Genomic DNA, 16,129 nt, shown 5'->3' with positions numbered 1-16,129 from the left:
ATGAGCACGTTAGTTAATGATCTAAAGGAAAAATGGGAGGCTCTGAAGGCAGAAAATCCACATATCAGAATAAGAAATGCTGCGGTACAGTTAGGCGTAAGCGAAGCTGAATTATTAGCAACAAGCATAGGAGAAGGCGTAACCATTTTAAACCCTGAATTTCCGGCTATCCTTACAGAAGCAGAGAAATTGGGAAAAGTAATGGCTCTTACCCGTAATGACGAATGTGTGCACGAAAGAAAAGGAGTGTATCAGAATGGAGACTTCAGCAGCCCGCATGCACAGCTTTTTGTAGGAGAAGATATCGACCTTAGAATATTTCTGAACCATTGGAAATCTGCATTTGCAGTAGTGGAAGGAGACAAAAAAAGCCTTCAGTTTTTCGGAAAAGACGGTCTTGCCCTTCATAAGATTTATCTGACGAAAAACAGTGAGGAAGCAGCTTTTGATACTATTGTAGAACAATTCAAAGCAGAAGATCAAAGTCAGGCTTTAACGGTTGAGGCGGTTGCTCCAAAAGCTCCGGAAAAAGCAGATGCTGAAATCGATGCTGAAGGATTTAAAAAAGCATGGACAGAATTAAAAGACACCCACGATTTCTTTATGATGACAAGAAAATTCGGGGTAAGCAGAACTCAGGCATTAAGATTGGCACCGGAAGGATTTGCTAAAAAGATCGACAATGCTAAAGTGGTGAATGTTATTGAAGATGCTTCAGAAAAGAATATTCCGATCATGGTATTCGTTGGAAACAGAGGAATTATCCAGATTCACACAGGAAACGTGAAGAAAACACTTTGGCACCAGCAATGGTTCAATGTAATGGATCCTGACTTCAATTTACATTTAGATGTTACGAAAATTGCTGAAGCATGGATCGTGAAGAAACCTACTGAAGACGGAGAAGTAACGGCTATTGAAGTTTTCAATAAAGAAGGAGACTTCATCGTTCAGTTCTTTGGAAAAAGAAAACCTGGAATCCCTGAACTGCAGGAGTGGAAAGATCTTGTGGCAGAATTAGAAAAATAATAATTAGATGATTTTGAATGGGCCGTTTTGTTTTTTTAATTCAAGGCGGCCTTTTGTTTTGAAGCAGATAGCTGGATTTGCTGAAGAATAAATAAACTGCAATTTTTTTAAACCACAAAAGTCACAAAAGCTAATTAAACACTTTAGTTATTTTTAAAGTTAATATATTGTGCATATAAAGTACATTTAAGTTCTGTGAAAATCTTTGATTTTCTGGTTATGTGTTCTTATTGTTTTCAAAATAGTAAAGCTTTTGAAACTAAGGTATGCTAAAGTGTTTAAATCAGTTAAAAGTCTTTTGTGACTTTTGTGGTTTATAATCAACATAAAAATTTGTGATATTTGTAAAGAATCATTTGTATAATTTGTGTTTAAATAAAATAAAAATGAAAAATATTTTCATAGCCATTTTACTGGCTGGTTTCTGTTCTCTAAGCGGACAGGATTTTAAAGCTTACCAGTTTTATGACAAAAAAGGAAAAGAAGTAAAAACAGACAAGCTGATTAAAGAACTGGCTGAGTATGATGTTGTTTTCTTCGGAGAAAATCACAACAGCTCTGTGAACCACTGGCTTCAGCTGAAAGTGACAGAAGGTTTGTTTCAAAAGAAAAACGGACAGATCATTCTGGGAGCCGAGATGTTTGAAAGAGACAATCAGGCTCAGCTGACTCAATATTTAGAAGGGAAATTTGATGCTAAAACATTCAAAGATTCAGCCCGTTTATGGAATAATTATGCCACCGACTATAAACCGTTGGTTGATTTCGCTAAAAACAAAAAGGTGAACTTCATCGCGACAAATATCCCGAGAAGATATGCTTCTCAGACCGCAAAAGAAGGGCTGGAATCTCTGAATAAACTAAGTGACAAAGAGAAAGCCTATATCGCTCAGCTTCCTATTAAGATAACTTTGGACACTCCGGGTTATCAGGAAATGAAAGCGATGATGGGGGATCATGCAGAAGGAACGAAAGTGATGAATTTCATTTCAGCACAGGCTACAAAAGATGCTACCATGGCTGAATCTATCCTGAAATGGATGCAGACCGGGAAAACGTTTATCCATTACAACGGAAACTATCACAGCAAAGAATTTGGAGGGATTTATTGGTATATCAAGCAGAAAAATCCTAACCTTAAAATGGCAGTGATCTCTGTTTTTGAGTCTGAAGATCCGGAACTGAAAGTACCCGCAAAAGACTATATTCCAACAGATTTCAACCTGATCATTCCGGCTGATATGACGAAGACATTTTAAAATTCAATAGGAACGGGCTTTAGCCCGTTTAATTTTATAAAAATAGCCAAACAGGGCTTCAGCCCAATTATATGTTTGAAACACATTAGCTATCTTTGTATCTCCAAATAATAAAAATGAAAAAAATATCTTTTCTGTTTATCTTTTTTATCGGCTTCATTAATGCTCAAAAATTGACCCCAAACGAAACCTCAATTATTAATCAGGGAGATATTACTACAGCATTACCGATTTACCAGACTACAGATTCTCATCAGCATAAAACTTTATTAAGTCTTTCAACAGAAATTGATCCGGTTGATCCCAATACCGCAACTTTGGTCAAGAGAATGAAAGAATCTCTCTTATCAACTGATGGCGGAGTAGGCATTGCAGCACCACAGGTTGGAATCAACAGAAAAGTGATCTGGGTACAGCGTTTTGATAAAGAGGGAAATCCTCAGGAATATTTCATCAATCCTGTGATTGTCTGGAGATCAGAATTACAGAATCTGGGACCTGAAGGAGACTTATCCATTCCCGAGTTCAGAGATCAGTTTTACAGAAGCAAAGTAATTCAGTTAGAATATGTGGATTTGAAAGGGCAGAAGTATTCAGAAATCGTAGAAGGTTTTACGGCTGTTATTTTTCAGCATGAGATAGACCATCTTTTCGGAATCTTAATTTCAGATAAAAAGGAAAAAGAGAAAAATGATTCTTATAAAAAGGTGGATGCTTTTAAGAAGAGTGATTCTGTAACGAGATAATAGTTTTGTTCCTCAGTATAAATTCAATCTTTCTTTGTGTTTTCCCCATACTTTTTTTAACAGAATTGTTACTTTTTATTTCTTGTATATGTACATCTGGGAAAATTATTACAGCCAAAAAAAGTTCCATATTGACCATTTCTCTCTATAAGATTTCCACCGCAGTTGGGGCATAAAACATTTTTATTGATGTTAGAATTAGCTCGTAGTGTTTTATCTTTATTTCGATTGTTTGTTTTTGCCGTTAGAATTTTTGTGACAATTTCGTTTTTAGTGTGTTCGTTAATGTGGTAGTGATCATATTTTTTAATTGTTTTGACTAACTTATTGATATAAACAACGTCAGTATATGTTTTAGTTTTAAGCGTTGCTCTTTTTGTAAAGGTAATGATTGAATAATACCTCAAATATTGATAATTTTTCAATACGTGTTTTAAAGCATAAATATGACCTTGATTTTGTAAAATAGGATTATAAAACTTACGTCTGTATTTATAAATAGCCTGAATCCAGGATTTATCTTTTTCGTAGCCTAAAATCCAACCTTTGTAATTCTTCGTTTCGATAACAAATATTCCATAATTTGAAACAATAATATGATCTATCTGTGAAGTGGAGCCTTTAATATTGAATTCAATATTATTCAGAACAGTGTACTTTTCTTTATTTAGTCTTTTTAGAGCTTTTGAAGCTTTATTCTCACCAATAAACCCTTTTATTTTTGGAGTATAGTATTTAATTAATAGAAATAAGATAGCTAGGGCTAATAGAGAAATAATTAAAAAACTAATATCCATGATGTTGGTATGCTATTTCTGTTAATGTTTTTTAGGTTGCCGTTAGTAAATAAAAAATCTGTCTCCAAAGAAACAGATTTTTTATGAAAAAGGAATTAAACTTAGTTATTCGTCACCGCAATCTTCACTTCAATATTACCTCTTGTCGCATTAGAATAAGGACAAATCTGGTGAGCCTGATCAGTTAATGACTGGGCTTCTTCAATAGATACACCCGGAATATTGACATCTAGTTCTACCGCCAGTCCGAAACCTCCGTTTTCAATCTGTCCGATGCTTACCTGAGCGGTTACTGTTGTTTCACCAGTTTTTGCTTTAACTAAACTGATTACTCTGTTTAGAGCACTGTCAAAACAAGCTGAATATCCTGCTGCAAAAAGCATTTCAGGATTAGCAAAATCATCATTACCACCGCCAAGGGCTTTAGGCATTCTTACTTCAACATCCAAAACTCCGTTTTCACTTTTTACGTGACCGTTTCTTCCTCCCTGTGCTGTTACTTTTGTTGTGTATAACGTTTTCATTTATTTTTCTATTTTGTTTAATATTTTTAAGATCGTTTCTTTGAGGTGGAGCAGATCTTCCGTCTCTACACCTATTTTATTCTGAATTTTTCCGGGAATTTCACAGGCTTTCTGCTGAAGCTGCTTTCCCGATTCCGTTAAAAAGACTTCAACCACTCTTTCATCCTCTTTTTTTCGCTTTCTGTCGATGATTCCTTTAGCCTCAAGCCTTTTCAGAAGAGGTGTTAAAGTTCCACTGTCCAGAAACAGCTTTTCACCAATATGGTTCACTGCAAGACCGTCATTTTCCCATAGTACCATCATCACAAGATATTGTGGATACGTAATGTCGATCTCATCCAGAAATGGTCGGTAAAGTCCAGTAATCTCTTTCGCAATCACATAGAGCGGGAAGCAGATCTGGTTTTCTAATTGTAACGATTTTGAATTTTCCATAAGGCTGAAGAGGTAAGATATGATGAATGTATTATTTTTTGATGATGAATTCCTCCATAGGAACTCTCACTTTCTTCATGGTAGAAAGCCAGTCATTCGCTGCATCCCTGTAACCAAGATATAAAAGGCTTACACTTTTTAATCCCAATTCTTTAAGGTTAAGAATTTCGTCAACCACTTCATTGCTGAAACCTTCTGCCGGTGTACTGTCAATTTTTAATTCTGCAGCCTGAGCCATTGCTAAACCTAACGCAATATAAGTCTGACGGGCGGTGTGAGCAAAATGCTCTTCTGGAGTCTGAACTCCGTACATTTCTTTGATCTTATCCGTATAGCTGCTGAAACGGCCTCTTGGTAAATCTCTTACATCCGTATGATGATCGTAAACTTTATCTATTTTTTCATTCGAATAGCTGTCCCATGCAGCAAATACCAAAACATGTGAACTGTCTCTCATGACTTCAGGATTCAGCGCTCCCTGAACCATCTTCTCTTTTAATTCCTGGTTTTCTACAACGATAACCCTGAATGGCTGAAGTCCCGATGAAGTGGGAGCTAGTCTTGCAGCTTCCAAAATAGTGTTAAGATCTTGTTCTGATACTTTTTTTGAAGAATCATATGCTTTTACAGCATGTCTCCATTGTAAGTCTTCTATTAATGACATTTCTTTTATTTTAAATTATACTTCTTGGTATGATTATTTCTGAAACTGAACTCAGAGATTAAAATCACAGGACAAATGTATAACTAATTAAATTGTGTACAATTTAATTTTGATAGATTTAATTTATAACAATTTTAGAGAAAAACAAAAGGTCTGGAAGGAAAGCAACAGGATTCAACAAGAATCGGATTTTTTAAGAAGTTCTTTAATTGAAACTTTGCAGTATAATTTTAAACAAGAAACAATGCAGAGATTTAAAAACAAAACAGCCCTGATTACGGGGGGAACGAATGGGATGGGATTTGCGACAGCACAGCAGTTCATCAATGATGGTGGAAATGTAATCATCACCGGGCGAAGTGAAGAGAGCGTACATAATGCTTTAAAAAAACTGGGTGAGCAAGCATCAGGTATCGTTTCGGATGCAGGAAGTATGAAAGATCTTATGAACCTGCGGATGGAGGTAAGAAAATACACAGAAAGCATCGACGTACTTTTTGCCAATGCAGGTTACGGAAAATTTTTTCCTATCGAAAATGTGGATGAAAATCATTTTGACGAACTTTTCAATATGCTGGTAAAAGGTCCTTTCTTTACTGTTCAGCAAATGTTACCATTGATGAGAAAAGGAAGTTCTGTTATTTTCAATACTTCTGTGGCTACTGAGATTGCCATGCCCAATTTTTCAGTGTATTCTGCGGCAAAATCAGCAGTACAGTCTTTTATCAAGACCTTCGCTGTGGAACTTACAGAACGTGGAATACGGGTAAACGGAATCAGCCCGGGCCATATTAAAACCAATATTTTTAATAACACAGGCTTGAATGCAGAACAGATTGAAGATGCAGTTCATCATATTCTTCCTACGATTCCTTTCAAAAGGCAGGGAGAGCCCACTGAAATTGCCAATGCTGTATTATTCCTTGCTTCGGAAGAAGCTTCTTACATTCACGGTGCGGAACTTAAGGTGGATGCAGGAATTTCCGTCATACGATAAATTAAAAATCCCCATCATGCTTTGTGATGGGGGATTTTGAGGGAGGTCATCTGATTTTTTCATCAGTCTGCTTTTAAGTGCAGTATTTTGAGCAAAAAGAGGTGCTACTTCTTTGAAGGAATTTCATTGATTTGTTTAATAATATTGGTCTTGTTTTCAATACCGATATTATAGGCTTTTCCTCTTTTGTGGCTCTGGCTTGTTTTTTCCAGAAGGGTTTTATAATCATCTGCCTTTTTAGACAGATAAAAGATTTGCGGACTTATTCCGATGGATACTCGTGTGAATTCTTCCGGTTTCTCCGGATCCTCTGCAACATTAGTGATGACTGAGTTATTATACCAGGTCAGGTTCTGTGAACTTGAACTGCCGGAACAGGATGTGATCATAAATAGTATTAATAGTATATAAGTCCAGACTTTCATAGAAAAAATATTTAGTAAATAACTCCTGCAATTCATTGATGATAAAGAGCAGGAGCTGTATAAGTTAATTAGAATCCGCAACCTCCAACGTTTGGAGCTGGTGAAGGAGAACATCCTGAAAGTGAAGAGAATATGTTCAGTACACAATTGGTGTTCACCAGGTTGTTGTCATACAGGTAAGAGGCGCTAGGGCTTCTGTAATAAACATTTCCTGCTGTGTTGGCATAAGATGATACAGATGCAGATCCACAGCTCGTATTGATGCATGCATTTCTCCATGCGGTATCCGTAACAGGTCCGCTAGGGAAAAGGGAAGGATCAATAATTCTTTTTTCAGTAACCCCTGAAGCATTTTTATAGCTTACCAGAATGGCAACGTGGTAACTCCAGGCTACACAGCAAGTCCCTGTAGAGGCTTTTAGGTTTCCGTATACAAACTGTTTCTCACAGTCGTAGCCATTGTTGATCAGGATTTGTCTCATTTTGTGAGCTCTTGCATAGCATCCGTCAACAGGATATCTGAATGTGATACATGGTGAAGAAGCCGTTGAAGTACCGCAAGCCTGATTTTTGATCAGTGTAAACATGCTGTTTAGGGTAGCTATGTTGGGTAAAACACTGGTTAATTTTCCCGCCTGATCTTTAGCCTCTTTTGTGAAAACAGATTTGAAATAGCGTACATCATCCTCGCTTCCTTTCTCTACTTTTGCAATTTCATGTGTGTTAGGCTTGATGAAAACCTGAATAGGAGATTCATTTTTCAGCGCTTCTCTGATCAGGCTGATGTAATTTTCATTCTCTTTTGTTGGGGTTATGGTATAGAATTGTGCGGTAACAATAAATGAAACTTTTAAAGTTCCGTTTTCATCTTCTATCCCTACCGGAACTGTTTTCCCCAGATCCGTAAGATTTTTGGTGCTGGTTTCGTTCTGACTCATTTGCTGTTCTGCGGTGGAGTCTGTACAGGCATTAAATGACAAGGCTGCCACAAATACCATCATTGATAACAGAAATTTTCTCATAATTTTCATAGTTTGGTGGTTAGTAATAAATGTATTATCTAAGTTTTGGTGTGTGTTGCTTTTTGAGCGAATCATTTACTGAAAAATAGTTCACTTTAATGTGATATTAAAAGTAGACAAAAATACCATACCAGCAAATTATTTTATGATAAAAAAATAATTATTTTAACATATGTTTGTCTAAAACCTGTGTTTTACGTGTTTAGAGTAGGGTTTCAATATCAATATGTTAATAAAAATTCAGTAATCATAAAAGAAATCCCGCACACTGCAATGACGGGATATATATGTATTATAGTTTAATAGAATTATCGTTGGCTCTTGATCAGGTTGCTTTGTAAGACGATATCTCTTATCAGTGCTTCCTGGTAGTAGTACAGATCACCGTCTTCACTCATCTGGTTTTCCATGACAATGATGCTGACATCCGAACCGGGAACGTATACATTGAGAGAGGCAAAACCATCACCCAACCCTGTATGGCCTAAGTAGGGAATACCTCTGTATTGTACGATACGGATATTATAACCGTAACCTGATTTCTCTTTTCCAAATACATCATGCTGTGAGAGGATAGAATAGGTAGTCATCAGTTGATAGCTTTTAGTGCTCAAAATTTTCCCTTTATGAAGAAGTGAATTCCAGAGTGCCATATCTTCAGCGGTGGTAACAACGCCGTCAGCGGGCATATTTTCGTTGTTAATAAATGAATTCTCAACAGGCGTGAAATGATTATCCTTATTCATATGACCAGTCACCAGATTCCTGCGGCTATCCTTGGAATAGCAGAAAGTATTTTTCAAATGAAGCTCTTTAAATAAATCGGTTGCCAATTGGATATAGGAGGTACCGGAAACATTTTCAATGATCTTTCCTAAAAGAATATTCGACAGATTACCGTATTTGAATTCAGTGCCAGGTTTGAAAAGTAATGGTTTCTCTGTGTCCACAATTCCGTGGCTGTGATTCAATAGCTGATGAACGGTGACCGAGTCTGCCCAGGGCTGTGTCAGAGAGGGAAGATATTTTTTGATAGGAGCCTGCAGATCCACTTTTCCCTTTTCAAATTGTTTTAATAATAATACAGAAGTGATCTGTTTGGTATTAGACATGATCTCGAATTGATCATTCATCTTCAAAGGAACTTTCGTCCTGCTGTCTTTGAAACCATAGGCTTTAGAGTATTTGATTTTTCCGTTTTGGGTGATCAGAACCACTCCGTTGAAAGGCCTTGGAGAGGTTGGAGACTCGATTAAACTGTCGATCCTGCTTATATAATCGTTTTTTTTACTTTGTGCACATGATTGAGAGGCTGTGAAAAGCAATCCTGCAGTGCAGAGGATTCTGATAAATGGCTTCATTTGGTTTTTTAGCTTAAAAAAAATTAGAGGTGATGTTAAAATGATAAGGAAGATCAAAAATAAGTTTTAAAATAATATAATGAATGGAAAATTTTTGAAATTTAAACTTGCTTATTCTCTTTTGTATACACCATAAAAAAACTGGCTATACAATGACAGCCAGTCTCTATTTCTAATCGGGAGTGTATTATTTCTGAATAAGCTCAGCTCCGAAAACATCTGCAAAATGCTTTCTGATCTTTGCTTTCAGATCTTCCACTTCCTCCGTTGTCAGTTCTCTTTCAAGTTCTCTTTTTAAAGAAGTCACCTGTTTGTCTTTGATTCCGCAAGGAATGATATATTCAAAATAACGCATATCCGTATTGACATTCAGCGCAAAACCATGAAGGGTTACCCATCGCGAAGCTTTTACTCCCATCGCGCAGATCTTTCTGGCGTAAGGTTTCCCAACATCCAGCCATACTCCGGTTTCTCCCGGTGAACGTTCCCCTTTAAGACCAAATTCACCAATCGCCCTGATGATCACTTCCTCGAGATTCCTCATATACAAATGAATATCCGTAAAGAAGTTTTCAAGGTCTAAAATAGGGTAGCCTACAATTTGGCCGAAACCATGATAGGTAATGTCACCACCACGGTTAACTTTTACGAAAGTGGCATCAATCTCCTTCAGTTTGTCGATACCCGCAAGCATATTTTCTTCATGACCGCTTTTTCCTAACGTGTAAACATGAGGATGCTCTACCAATAAAAAATGGTTTGGCGTCGTGATGTGCTCTTCTGCAGGTAAATCACGGTTTTTTATTTTAGTATCAATGATATTTTTCATCAGACTCTCCTGATAATCCCAGGCGGGCTGATATTCTTTGATACCCAGATCTTCAAATTCTACCGATTTATTTTGATTTGTATTCATACGTTGCTGTCTGTTTTCTTGTAATGGTCATATGGAATCGCGACTTCCTGCCATTTTTAACATACAAATTTAGTGAATTTTAACCTTTTATAGAATGGATAAAATCTATGGCAGCATTCTTCCAGTCTTTATGATTCAAAAGCGTATGGACGAAAGCTGTTCCGATAATCCCACCGTCTGCTTTTTCAGTAACATTCCCGAAATCGTCCTTTGATTTAATTCCGAAACCAATCATCACAGGATTTTTAATGGGAAGTGACGCCAGCCTTGACAGATAGTTTTCATTTTTCAAGACAGCAGTGTCATTTCCTGTAGTTGATGAAGAACTTACCGCATACAGAAAGCCTGAACTTAAAGAATCTAAATACAGAATTCTTTCATCCGAGGTTTCAGGAGTCACCAGAAACGTAAAATTAAGGTTATACTTTTTTAAGATTTGCTGATAATTGTTTTCAAACTCAATAGGAGGGAGGTCAGGAATGATCAGTCCAGAAACTCCGCTTTCCGAACATTCGCGACAGAATTCCTCAAATCCAAAACTCAAAACAGGATTGATATATCCCATCAGAATAACAGGAATCTGTATTTTGTCTTTTACTGTTTTCAACTGGACAAACAGCTTTTCAATGGTCATTCCGTTCTTTAAAGCCAGTTCATGCGCCTGCTGAATCACCGGACCGTCTGCTACAGGATCAGAATAGGGCATCCCGATCTCCATCATATCAGCTCCGGAATTTTGAATGAGTTGTATAATATCAGCGGTATCTTCCAGTTGCGGAATTCCTGCTGTGAAGTATATGTTTAGTTTTTTCATTGTTTTTTTAATGTATTGATGTAAAAAGTATGAATGTAAAAAGTATTGATGTAAAATGTTGGGAACTGTTCCATTGTACATCAATACTTTTTACATTTTACAAATTCTTCAGATAAGTTTCCATATCCTTGTCCCCGCGTCCGCTCAGGCAAATCACAACAACATCGTTTTCATTGAATTTCTTTTTATCCAAAACCGCAAGGGCATGAGAACTTTCCAGAGCTGGAATAATTCCTTCCAGTTTTGTTAATTCAAAAGCAGATTTTAGGGCTTCCTCATCATTAATACTGAAAAATTCAGCGCGTTTTTCTTTAAACAAATGAGCATGAAATGGTCCGATTCCCGGATAATCTAGTCCGGCAGAGATAGAATGGGGTTCAATCACCTGTCCGTCTCCAGTTTGCATAACAAGGCTTTTGCTTCCGTGAAGAACGCCTAATGTTCCAAGGAAAGTCGTGGCTGCCGATTTCCCTGAATCAACGCCCAGTCCGCCAGCTTCTGCGGCAATGATTTTAACGTCTTTTTCCTCTACGAAATGGTAAAAAGTTCCGGCTGCATTGCTTCCTCCGCCTACACAGGCAATCACGTAATCCGGATTTTCCCTTCCTATTTTCTCTTTCAACTGTTCCCTGATCTCCTTTGAGATGATGCTTTGAAATCGGGCTACCAGATCTGGAAAAGGATGAGGACCCACTACACTTCCGATTACATAATGGGTCGTCACAGGATTGTTGATCCAGTCTCTAAGCGCTTCATTCACCGCATCTTTCAGTGTTTTTGAACCTGAAGTGGCTGGAATAACTTCTGCACCCAACATTTTCATTCTTGCTACATTCGGAGCCTGTCGCTGGATGTCAATTTCACCCATATAAACGATGCATTCCAAACCAAGAAGGGCGCAGGCTGTAGCCGTGGCCACACCGTGCTGTCCGGCACCTGTTTCTGCAATAATCCTAGTTTTTCCAAGACGTTTTGCCAGAAGAACCTGCCCCAAAGCATTGTTGATTTTATGGGCTCCGGTATGGTTAAGGTCTTCTCTTTTTAAATAGATCTGAGTATTATATTTCTGGCTTAAATTTTTTGCAAAATAGAGTGGTGTAGCACGTCCCACATAATTTTTAAGCAGGTCCTGATATTCATTCTGAAACTCTTCAGATTCTATGATCTCAAGATAATTATTCTGCAGTTCCTCTACATTCGGGTAAAGCATTTCAGGGATGAAAGCGCCTCCGAATTCACCATAATATCCATGTTCATCAGGGTTTTTATAATTCATTTTTTTATTCTTTATTGATTAAATAAGCGTTTTTTTAGAAAACCGGAAAGGGTTATTTGTACTTCCCAAAGGTCTACAATATGTTCTGTTTCATGATCCGTTAGTTCATGTGTGTTTTTAATTTGATAGTTCATCGGTCAGACTGCTGATAAAGTGAATGTTATGATTTCGTTGTTGTCTGGTGATCAGTTTTTTATGATGCATAAATTCAATTTTACTGATCAGGTCAATTAATGTGGCCGTATCTATTTTCGACTCATACATGGTAACAGCAATTTCCAGGTTGTCAATTAAAAAATAAGGATCCGAATCTTCATAAAGCAGGAAAATTTTAGCATAAATCTTTCCAAGATCATATTTGACATTTGCTTTCACGTGGCTGTCTAAAAATTTATCAGAAATAATCACAAGATAATAGCTGTTCCAAAGGCTGATCCTTTCAAAGAAATATTGAATATCACTTTCATCAAAGCTTTTAATGATGCCGATAAACTCCTGCAATTGCCCGTTAACGGTCCAGTATTCCGTATCGCTGTCATTATGAGAAACAAAATTATACAGAGACTGAATTTTTTTATTCCCAAACTTGGGCGGAAATAAGGTTTTGTAAAATGTTTTTTTTAACTGATGTATGTTCATCATTTTAGTGTATTTTTTAGAGAGTCCCGAAGGGACGATTTAACCTTTAGTAAAGGATAAAATCCTTTACTTATCATTCTGCACCAAATTCAATCCCAAATATATTTTTCATTATATTCAATATCATGTTTTTCAAGCATTTCAATCAGTTCATCCTTAAATTTTTGATTTTGATGGTGTTGTCGCTGATTTTTGATGTAATTAATAACTCTGTTAACTTCATTTCTGCCTACCGAAAATGCTCCGTATCCATCCTGCCAAAAGAAATTTTCATATTGAGGTCCTTTGGTTTTTATCCATTTTGAAGAATGGGCCTTGATTTCCTGAACCAGTTTCATCAGAGCCATTTTCCGTGAAAGAAGACATAATATATGAATATGATCATCATATCCACCTATCTGCAATGCCGGACTTTCAAAATCTTTACATATCACCGCGATGTAGGAAAATAATTCTTTTTCTATTTGTTCATCAATGAAATCCTGCCGGTACTTTGTACTGAAAACAATGTGGACATAATTTTTTACTAGGGACTGGGGCATTTTTGTGTTTTTTTGTTTTAATTTTAATTGGACTGCATCCAATTATTTGTTAAATCGTCCCTTTGGGACTCTTGCGATATAATTTTCTTATTTTTTCAAGGTCTTTATCTCCAGGTTCTAGCTCAAATTTTGAATTGATATCAACTGCAAATGGCTTTTGGTTCAAAAGACTGATATTGTCAATGTTTTTTTCTGAAATTCCGCCACTTAAAAAATAGGGAAGTGGAATATCAAATTCGTTCAACAGGGTCCAGTCGAACTGTTTTCCTGTTCCTCCAAATGCCTTTCCGTCTGTGTCAAAGAGGAAATAATTAACCATTGAACAGTAAGAATTGAGGGTGTATTTTATCCTTTCCCGGGTTTCATTATCATTGTTCCCAATTCTGATCACTTTTATAATGGTAACGTCCGAATGTAATTTTTGTTTTAATTCAATAATAAAATCTTCACTTTCATCACCATGTAACTGAATAAGTTTCAATCCTGCCTTTTTTACGATGTCTGTAATCTTCTTAATTGCTTCATTGACAAAAACTCCTGTTTTTCCCGGATGACTGATCTTCGAAATTTCCTCTAAACTCAATCTGTCCAGAACATATCTTGGTGATTTTTCATAGAAGATGAAACCGAGAAAATCCGTTTCCATAGAGATCAATTCATGAATTTGATTTAATTGAGTCAATCCACAAACTTTTATTTTTGGCTGCTGATTTCTATTCATTGCTAGATTGATAAACTGTTACATTGCTACATTGGAAACAAATTCAGCGAATTTGTCTGCAGGATTTTCATTCTTCATGAAATATTCTCCCATCAGAAAACCGTCAAATCCTTTTTGCTTTAAATATTTAAAATCTTCGATCGTGTAAATGCCACTTTCCGCTACAGACAACACCTCTTTTGGAAGCTGGTCTTTTAAAAGGACAGAATGCTGCAGGTCAACTTTGAAGTCTTTTAAATTTCTATTATTAATGCCTACAAGATCAATGTCAGCATTAAAATGTTTCAGTTCCTCTTCCGTATGGATCTCTAAAAGAACTTCCAGATCCAATTCATGAGCCAATTCAGTAAATTCCAGAACCTGATCAGGAGACAGACATGCTGCGATCAGTAAAACAGCATCAGCTCCAATACTTTTAGCTTCATAAAACTGGTATTCATCTACCATAAAATCTTTTCTCAGAATCGGAATGTTGATATAGTTTCTGACATTCAGGATATCATCAAAATTTCCTCCAAAAAAATCACGGTCGGTTAGGATCGAAATTCCTGATGCTCCAAAACGTTCATAGGCAGAAACTACTTCCAAAGGCTGAACCTGATTATTGATGATCCCTTTTGAAGGAGATTGTCTTTTAAACTCAGCAATAATTCCACTTTTATTTTTTACAGATTCTTTTAACGAAAAGCTTTTTCTTCCAAAAAACTCAGAGTTTTTAAGCCTTTCAATTGAAATTTCTGCTTTTGAAACTGCAATTTCTTCTCTTTTTCTTTTAATAATTGTATCTAGTATGGTCATTTGTTTAGAAACTAGAAGTTAGATATTAGAGGTTAGATGTGCCGGAAGATATCTTATGATTTTCAGTATCACTAATAACCAGCAACTAATAATTTAAATTTTTAAATAGCAATATTAACCCTTTAACAATAGTTGAAGGCTTTTTAATGCTTTTCCGCTCTCGAGACTTTCTTTGGCCAGTAAGAGGCAGTCTTCATAGGTTCCGAATTTTTGGGTGTGAAAAAGGGCAGTCGAAGCATTCGCAAGAATCACAGAGTTTTGCTGTACCGTACCGTTTCCTTCTAGAATATTCCTGAAAATCTTTGCGGATTCCTGAGGTGTTTCACCAGCCAGGATACTTTCCGGACTTACAGAATCAAATCCCAGATCTTCAGCGGAATAAATCTCTTCGCCATTTTTCGTAATGATTTTGCTGTCCTGCGTAAGACTTATTTCATCGTATCCGTCCAAACCATGCACAAGGATAAACTCACGTTCCTCTTTCTGCAAAAGATATTGGTAGATTCTTGCAATTTCCATGTTATAAACTCCTATAACTGAATATTTAGGTTTCGCCGGATTAACAAGAGGGCCCAGAAGATTGAAAAATGTTCTCAATCCTAAAGCTTTTCTTAAAGCACTGACAGACTGAAGGGCAGGATGAAAATAGGGAGCATGCAGAAAACAGATATTAGCTTTTTCAAGCTCTTCATTCAGTTGTTCTGAATTGTTTTTAAACTGATAGCCAAGTTCTTCCATTACATTCGAGGATCCCGTGGTGGCAGAAGCCCCATAATTTCCGTGTTTGGCCACTTTCTGTCCCGCTCCGGCTACAACAAAGCTTGCCAGCGTTGATATATTGATGGTGTTTTTACCATCACCTCCGGTTCCCACAATATCCAGAGTGTCTTCGGTATTAAGATGGACAGGTACTGTCATCTGCAGCAGAGCTTCCCTGAAACCTTCCAACTCTTTCAGCGTAATATTCCGCATCAGGAATACACTGATGAAAGCTGTAACTTCTGCGGTGTTAAATTTATTCTGAGCAATCTCGATCATCATTGCCTTTGCCTCAGATTTGGACAAAGTGTGATGATTGAACAGGTATTGTAATATTTCTTTCATTTGTGGCGTTTTTATGGTGGTCGGGTAATCTGTTTCTGTTGGTTTCATAATTCTAAGGGG

Annotated in this window: 19 protein-coding genes; 4 read left to right on the top strand and 15 right to left on the bottom strand. The window is 36.8% G+C overall.

The features are described 5' to 3' along the window. From NZD88_RS15705 to def, 3 genes are all read left to right on the top strand, one after another. Complete coding sequence (locus NZD88_RS15705) at window positions 1-1,029, top strand: hemin-degrading factor (RefSeq protein WP_259830375.1); 1,029 nt, start codon at window positions 1-3, stop codon at window positions 1,027-1,029. A gap of 386 nt (window positions 1,030-1,415) precedes the next feature. Beyond that, window positions 1,416-2,288, top strand: a complete 873-nt coding sequence (locus NZD88_RS15700) for a ChaN family lipoprotein (RefSeq protein ID WP_259830373.1) — start codon at window positions 1,416-1,418, stop codon at window positions 2,286-2,288. 116 nt (window positions 2,289-2,404) lie between these two features. After that, window positions 2,405-3,034, top strand: coding sequence for a peptide deformylase (gene def, locus NZD88_RS15695; RefSeq protein WP_259830371.1), 630 nt, complete (start codon window positions 2,405-2,407; stop codon window positions 3,032-3,034). A gap of 68 nt (window positions 3,035-3,102) precedes the next feature. Here the strand turns inward: def and NZD88_RS15690 are convergent, their stop codons facing one another. The 4 genes from NZD88_RS15690 to NZD88_RS15675 all read right to left on the bottom strand — a co-directional run bounded on the left by NZD88_RS15690 (window position 3,103) and on the right by NZD88_RS15675 (window position 5,454). Beyond that, window positions 3,103-3,831 carry an NERD domain-containing protein gene (locus tag NZD88_RS15690; RefSeq protein WP_259830370.1) on the bottom strand — a complete coding sequence of 243 codons (729 nt, stop codon included), beginning with the start codon at window positions 3,829-3,831 and terminating at the stop codon, window positions 3,103-3,105. 101 nt (window positions 3,832-3,932) lie between these two features. Next, a complete protein-coding gene (locus NZD88_RS15685; protein WP_259830369.1) occupies window positions 3,933-4,355 on the bottom strand; it encodes an organic hydroperoxide resistance protein in 423 nt (140 codons plus the stop codon). Beyond that, window positions 4,356-4,790 carry a MarR family winged helix-turn-helix transcriptional regulator gene (locus tag NZD88_RS15680; protein ID WP_169235379.1) on the bottom strand — a complete coding sequence of 145 codons (435 nt, stop codon included), beginning with the start codon at window positions 4,788-4,790 and terminating at the stop codon, window positions 4,356-4,358. It lies immediately after the preceding gene. A 31-nt stretch (window positions 4,791-4,821) separates the two neighbouring features. After that, the gene (locus NZD88_RS15675) at window positions 4,822-5,454 is read right to left on the bottom strand and encodes an NAD(P)H-dependent oxidoreductase (RefSeq protein ID WP_169235380.1); all 633 of its coding nucleotides are present in this window, start codon (window positions 5,452-5,454) and stop codon (window positions 4,822-4,824) included. A gap of 244 nt (window positions 5,455-5,698) precedes the next feature. Between NZD88_RS15675 and NZD88_RS15670 the strand changes: the two genes are divergently transcribed. Beyond that, window positions 5,699-6,451 (top strand): SDR family oxidoreductase, encoded by a 753-nt coding sequence (locus NZD88_RS15670; RefSeq protein WP_259830365.1) that lies wholly within the window; start codon window positions 5,699-5,701, stop codon window positions 6,449-6,451. Between the two features lie 104 nt (window positions 6,452-6,555). On the opposite strand, the gene NZD88_RS15665 is transcribed toward NZD88_RS15670, so the two are convergent. The 11 genes from NZD88_RS15665 to trpD all read right to left on the bottom strand — a co-directional run bounded on the left by NZD88_RS15665 (window position 6,556) and on the right by trpD (window position 16,069). Beyond that, on the bottom strand, window positions 6,556-6,840 hold the full coding sequence (locus NZD88_RS15665) for a hypothetical protein (RefSeq protein ID WP_169235382.1): 285 nt from the start codon (window positions 6,838-6,840) through the stop codon (window positions 6,556-6,558). Window positions 6,841-6,944: 104 nt separating this feature from the next. After that, on the bottom strand, window positions 6,945-7,898 hold the full coding sequence (locus NZD88_RS15660; RefSeq protein ID WP_259830363.1) for a protein-glutamine glutaminase: 954 nt from the start codon (window positions 7,896-7,898) through the stop codon (window positions 6,945-6,947). 308 nt (window positions 7,899-8,206) lie between these two features. Continuing rightward, a complete protein-coding gene (locus NZD88_RS15655) occupies window positions 8,207-9,259 on the bottom strand; it encodes a serine hydrolase domain-containing protein (RefSeq protein WP_259830361.1) in 1,053 nt (350 codons plus the stop codon). Window positions 9,260-9,446: 187 nt separating this feature from the next. Continuing rightward, on the bottom strand, window positions 9,447-10,175 hold the full coding sequence (lipB, locus tag NZD88_RS15650) for a lipoyl(octanoyl) transferase LipB (protein WP_169235385.1): 729 nt from the start codon (window positions 10,173-10,175) through the stop codon (window positions 9,447-9,449). Window positions 10,176-10,254: 79 nt separating this feature from the next. Further along, window positions 10,255-10,989, bottom strand: coding sequence for a tryptophan synthase subunit alpha (gene trpA, locus NZD88_RS15645; RefSeq protein ID WP_259830358.1), 735 nt, complete (start codon window positions 10,987-10,989; stop codon window positions 10,255-10,257). Window positions 10,990-11,086: 97 nt separating this feature from the next. Next, window positions 11,087-12,265 (bottom strand): tryptophan synthase subunit beta, encoded by a 1,179-nt coding sequence (trpB, locus tag NZD88_RS15640; RefSeq protein ID WP_259830355.1) that lies wholly within the window; start codon window positions 12,263-12,265, stop codon window positions 11,087-11,089. A 117-nt stretch (window positions 12,266-12,382) separates the two neighbouring features. Beyond that, complete coding sequence (locus tag NZD88_RS15635) at window positions 12,383-12,907, bottom strand: hypothetical protein (RefSeq protein WP_259830354.1); 525 nt, start codon at window positions 12,905-12,907, stop codon at window positions 12,383-12,385. An 86-nt stretch (window positions 12,908-12,993) separates the two neighbouring features. Further along, complete coding sequence (gene tnpA / locus NZD88_RS15630) at window positions 12,994-13,446, bottom strand: IS200/IS605 family transposase (protein ID WP_259830353.1); 453 nt, start codon at window positions 13,444-13,446, stop codon at window positions 12,994-12,996. 49 nt (window positions 13,447-13,495) lie between these two features. Then, on the bottom strand, window positions 13,496-14,167 hold the full coding sequence (locus NZD88_RS15625) for a phosphoribosylanthranilate isomerase (RefSeq protein WP_259830352.1): 672 nt from the start codon (window positions 14,165-14,167) through the stop codon (window positions 13,496-13,498). Between the two features lie 18 nt (window positions 14,168-14,185). After that, window positions 14,186-14,965 (bottom strand): indole-3-glycerol phosphate synthase TrpC, encoded by a 780-nt coding sequence (gene trpC / locus NZD88_RS15620; protein WP_259830350.1) that lies wholly within the window; start codon window positions 14,963-14,965, stop codon window positions 14,186-14,188. Between the two features lie 114 nt (window positions 14,966-15,079). Continuing rightward, complete coding sequence (trpD, locus tag NZD88_RS15615; protein WP_259830349.1) at window positions 15,080-16,069, bottom strand: anthranilate phosphoribosyltransferase; 990 nt, start codon at window positions 16,067-16,069, stop codon at window positions 15,080-15,082. Between the last annotated feature and the right edge of the window lie 60 nt (window positions 16,070-16,129).

Origin of the sequence: Chryseobacterium pyrolae (genome assembly GCF_025153485.1) — a bacterium.
In the GTDB taxonomy this organism is placed as follows: Bacteria; Bacteroidota; Bacteroidia; order Flavobacteriales; family Weeksellaceae; genus Chryseobacterium; species Chryseobacterium antibioticum.
The sequence above is the reverse complement of the archived record's forward strand: the minus strand, read 5'-3'. Positions and strand labels throughout refer to the sequence as shown.

Bases quoted from the DNA above. Each gene is read 5' to 3' on its own strand.
- NZD88_RS15705 (WP_259830375.1), top strand. From the start codon at position 1: ATGAGCACGTTAGTTAATGATCTAAAGGAAAAATGGGAGGCTCTGAAG.
- NZD88_RS15700 (WP_259830373.1), top strand. From the start codon at position 1,416: ATGAAAAATATTTTCATAGCCATTTTACTGGCTGGTTTCTGTTCTCTA.
- def (WP_259830371.1), top strand. From the start codon at position 2,405: ATGAAAAAAATATCTTTTCTGTTTATCTTTTTTATCGGCTTCATTAAT.
- NZD88_RS15690 (WP_259830370.1), bottom strand. From the start codon at position 3,831: ATGGATATTAGTTTTTTAATTATTTCTCTATTAGCCCTAGCTATCTTA.
- NZD88_RS15685 (WP_259830369.1), bottom strand. From the start codon at position 4,355: ATGAAAACGTTATACACAACAAAAGTAACAGCACAGGGAGGAAGAAAC.
- NZD88_RS15680 (WP_169235379.1), bottom strand. From the start codon at position 4,790: ATGGAAAATTCAAAATCGTTACAATTAGAAAACCAGATCTGCTTCCCG.
- NZD88_RS15675 (WP_169235380.1), bottom strand. From the start codon at position 5,454: ATGTCATTAATAGAAGACTTACAATGGAGACATGCTGTAAAAGCATAT.
- NZD88_RS15670 (WP_259830365.1), top strand. From the start codon at position 5,699: ATGCAGAGATTTAAAAACAAAACAGCCCTGATTACGGGGGGAACGAAT.
- NZD88_RS15665 (WP_169235382.1), bottom strand. From the start codon at position 6,840: ATGATCACATCCTGTTCCGGCAGTTCAAGTTCACAGAACCTGACCTGG.
- NZD88_RS15660 (WP_259830363.1), bottom strand. From the start codon at position 7,898: ATGAGAAAATTTCTGTTATCAATGATGGTATTTGTGGCAGCCTTGTCA.
- NZD88_RS15655 (WP_259830361.1), bottom strand. From the start codon at position 9,259: ATGAAGCCATTTATCAGAATCCTCTGCACTGCAGGATTGCTTTTCACA.
- lipB (WP_169235385.1), bottom strand. From the start codon at position 10,175: ATGAATACAAATCAAAATAAATCGGTAGAATTTGAAGATCTGGGTATC.
- trpA (WP_259830358.1), bottom strand. From the start codon at position 10,989: ATGAAAAAACTAAACATATACTTCACAGCAGGAATTCCGCAACTGGAA.
- trpB (WP_259830355.1), bottom strand. From the start codon at position 12,265: ATGAATTATAAAAACCCTGATGAACATGGATATTATGGTGAATTCGGA.
- NZD88_RS15635 (WP_259830354.1), bottom strand. From the start codon at position 12,907: ATGATGAACATACATCAGTTAAAAAAAACATTTTACAAAACCTTATTT.
- tnpA (WP_259830353.1), bottom strand. From the start codon at position 13,446: ATGCCCCAGTCCCTAGTAAAAAATTATGTCCACATTGTTTTCAGTACA.
- NZD88_RS15625 (WP_259830352.1), bottom strand. From the start codon at position 14,167: ATGAATAGAAATCAGCAGCCAAAAATAAAAGTTTGTGGATTGACTCAA.
- trpC (WP_259830350.1), bottom strand. From the start codon at position 14,965: ATGACCATACTAGATACAATTATTAAAAGAAAAAGAGAAGAAATTGCA.
- trpD (WP_259830349.1), bottom strand. From the start codon at position 16,069: ATGAAAGAAATATTACAATACCTGTTCAATCATCACACTTTGTCCAAA.